3 protein-coding genes are annotated in these 2664 nt (G+C 47.1%); all 3 read right to left on the reverse strand.

The window, feature by feature from the left end:
• Positions 1 to 192 precede the first annotated feature (192 nt).
• Positions 193 to 1920, reverse strand: a complete 1728-nt coding sequence (ltrA, locus tag P8O70_11570; GenBank protein MDG2197502.1) for a group II intron reverse transcriptase/maturase — start codon at positions 1918 to 1920, stop codon at positions 193 to 195.
• 4 nt (positions 1921 to 1924) lie between these two features.
• A complete protein-coding gene (locus tag P8O70_11575; protein ID MDG2197503.1) occupies positions 1925 to 2419 on the reverse strand; it encodes a hypothetical protein in 495 nt (164 codons plus the stop codon).
• A 9-nt stretch (positions 2420 to 2428) separates the two neighbouring features.
• The coding region (locus P8O70_11580; GenBank protein ID MDG2197504.1) for a hypothetical protein at positions 2429 to 2664 on the reverse strand (236 nt) is incomplete at its 5' end.

Here is a 2664-nt window from a genome sequence, read left to right on the forward strand (position 1 = left end):
GTCTTTGCTGTGTTGCCTGTAGCTGCTGCAGGGTTTGTCTATACCGTTCCGCTTCAGCTACTGCGAGCATCGGAATTTGTCAGTTACCTAAATAGAACAGGTCGCCCCATCCTATTCGGCTACAGAACCGTGCATGAACCTTTCGACTCACACGGCTCCTCATAGTTACAGCGTTTGACAATCGCACCACCTTCATGCTGCCACCCCGTGGGCTTGGTCATGACAATTTCTGTGAAGAAGATTTAGGTTGGTTTCCTTGTTGTTCTTGTGGTTTCCGTCGATATGATGGACTTCCACAAGATCACGGGATGTGAGAAAGAGTTCACATCTTCCACACTTTCCTTCCTGTTTCTTCATTAATTTCGCAACTCTAGGTGAGATGGTTGGCTCTTTACCCATCCGTTCTGACCAATCGGCCCAATCTCCATCAAAAGGAGATTTGGAAGGGTTAATCATAGCGTGTCGGATTATCTTGTGATCAGTATGCTCCATCAGGAATTCACCTGAAGCAGTCATGAATCGCCAATTATATCCTCCATATCTGCGGAAGCATCGATCTTTGATCCACATCTTCCCTTTGTGAAAATGGTTAAAACACGCCCATCTCCACAACTTCTCGTACATCCGGTGTTTTAGGTATTCAAAGGTCTTCCTAGCCACTGTTGTGCAGTGGTATCTACTCCAACCTTTGATGATCGGATTAAGTTTCGAAATCAGAGCAATCTGATTTGTTCCCTTATGCCGTTCCACTACCTCACCGACTTTAGCGAGATGTCGCTTGGCCGCATCTTTGGATGGCTTGATAATGGTTTTATGACCCAATTTGGTCGTCTTATCCCGATATTGCCTTATTTCACAGCCCAGAAAATCAAAGCCAGCTTTGCCGTCCAGATTTTCTATGGTGTGGGCAATTTTCGTCTTAGATGGTTTGAGTTCCAAACCCATTTCTGCCAGCCAATCGGAGATTACTTCTTTTGCCTTTTCCACGATGTCCTTGTCTCTGTGGATAACCACAAAGTCATCTGCGTAGCGGATGATAGCCATCGCTTTTCTGGCATCTCTCCTATTGCCACACATTGGTGGCAGTCCTTCTCGCTTCACTCTGGCCTTGGTAGATTGGAAGAGATCCTCGTCCAATCTGTCCTTGACGTGTTCTTCCATACCGTCTAATGCAATGTTCGCCAACAGAGGGGAGACTACCCCACCCTGTGGTGTACCTGCATCAGATTTCTGAAAGACACCATCGTCCAGAATTCCTGCTTTCAACCATCCTTTGATGATCTTGCGCAGTCTAGGATAGGTGTTTACCTTCCTGAGAAGGGCATCATGATCAATATTGTCGAAGCATCCCTTAATATCGGCATCTAAGACGAAGGAACCTCCGGCTTTTCTTCCGATAGCTTTGTAGATTGCTTCTGTTGCATCATGTGCGGCTCTACCTGCTCGGAATCCATAACTGTTCGGCTCAAATTTGGCCTCCCACTCTGGTTCCATTGCGAGTTTCACAAGTGCTTGCTTGGCTCTATCTTCCATCACGGGAATTCCCAGAGGACGAACCTCGTTCTTTCCTGCTTTTGGAATGTAGATCCTTCTGACAGGTTTGGGTTCTTTGCTCCAGTCGATTTCTTCGACCAGACGGACTCTCTCTTCTGGTGTCAATTTCTTAACCCCATCGATACCAGCGGTTTTCTTACCGCTGTTGTCCTGTGTTACCCTGCGCACTGCCAACAGCTTTGCGCACTTTGACTTGATTAGAAGCCGTTGAAGTTTATGTACCTTAAAGGTTTCTTCTCTTTTGGTGGTTTGATAGATTCGCTTTTGTAGCTTGAATACATTCTTTTCCACGGTTGCCCATGGAATCTGATTCCATTTATACCTACGAGTTTCCTCATGGCTCATAGCTTCTGTACTACTACTCATGACTCTATCTTCCATAACTAAGTGACCACGTCTGCATATCCTTGGTGTTACCCAAGGCGTTGGCTTCTTGGTCAGTCCTGCCCCATGTAGGCATTCGGCTAGCTATCTTCTCAGACGAACTGAGGGCACTGCATGGGGTTACTCCGTTCCGCATACTCGTTATTGCGCCGGACTTAGACTCCTGTTTTTTGCCGGTGACGCTCAAGGGTATCGAGATGACCCCATTCACGGTCATCCCCTCACGGTCACTCACCATTTTGGTTACAGCGTGACAACTTGCTTTCGCTGCTTTCGACGTAACGACATTTGACACAGGTTCCTGATCGTAGTCATATCCAGCTTTGCTCGGGACGATTCGTGCCTGCAAGTTGGCACTTAGACCCTTTTCTCCCATGCTTTCGACCTGTGGGTTGCTAATCCACAAACCGTGGGAGATGCTGTTACCCCGATACCGAGGGAGAAGGAATTTCACCTTCACAAGTATGCGACCATCGCTCATTGCTGACCCTTATTCCCAAACTCCGGTGAGTGTATTCGGGGCTACGCCCTTCAACACGATAAGTGTCTGATAATATGGATCAAAAGAGACTTCGGATCGCACGAACGGTACGTCGTCTTCAACATAAGGAGCGTTGTTTCCTTGATTGAAGTCATTATTTGAGGTGTTGGATGATGGATTGCGACGGTTGTCCGAAGATCCTCCACTGGGATATTCATTACCGTAAACAGCTGGCCCATCGTCAA

The organism is SAR324 cluster bacterium (assembly GCA_029245725.1).
Taxonomy (GTDB): domain Bacteria; phylum SAR324; class SAR324; order SAR324; family NAC60-12; genus JCVI-SCAAA005.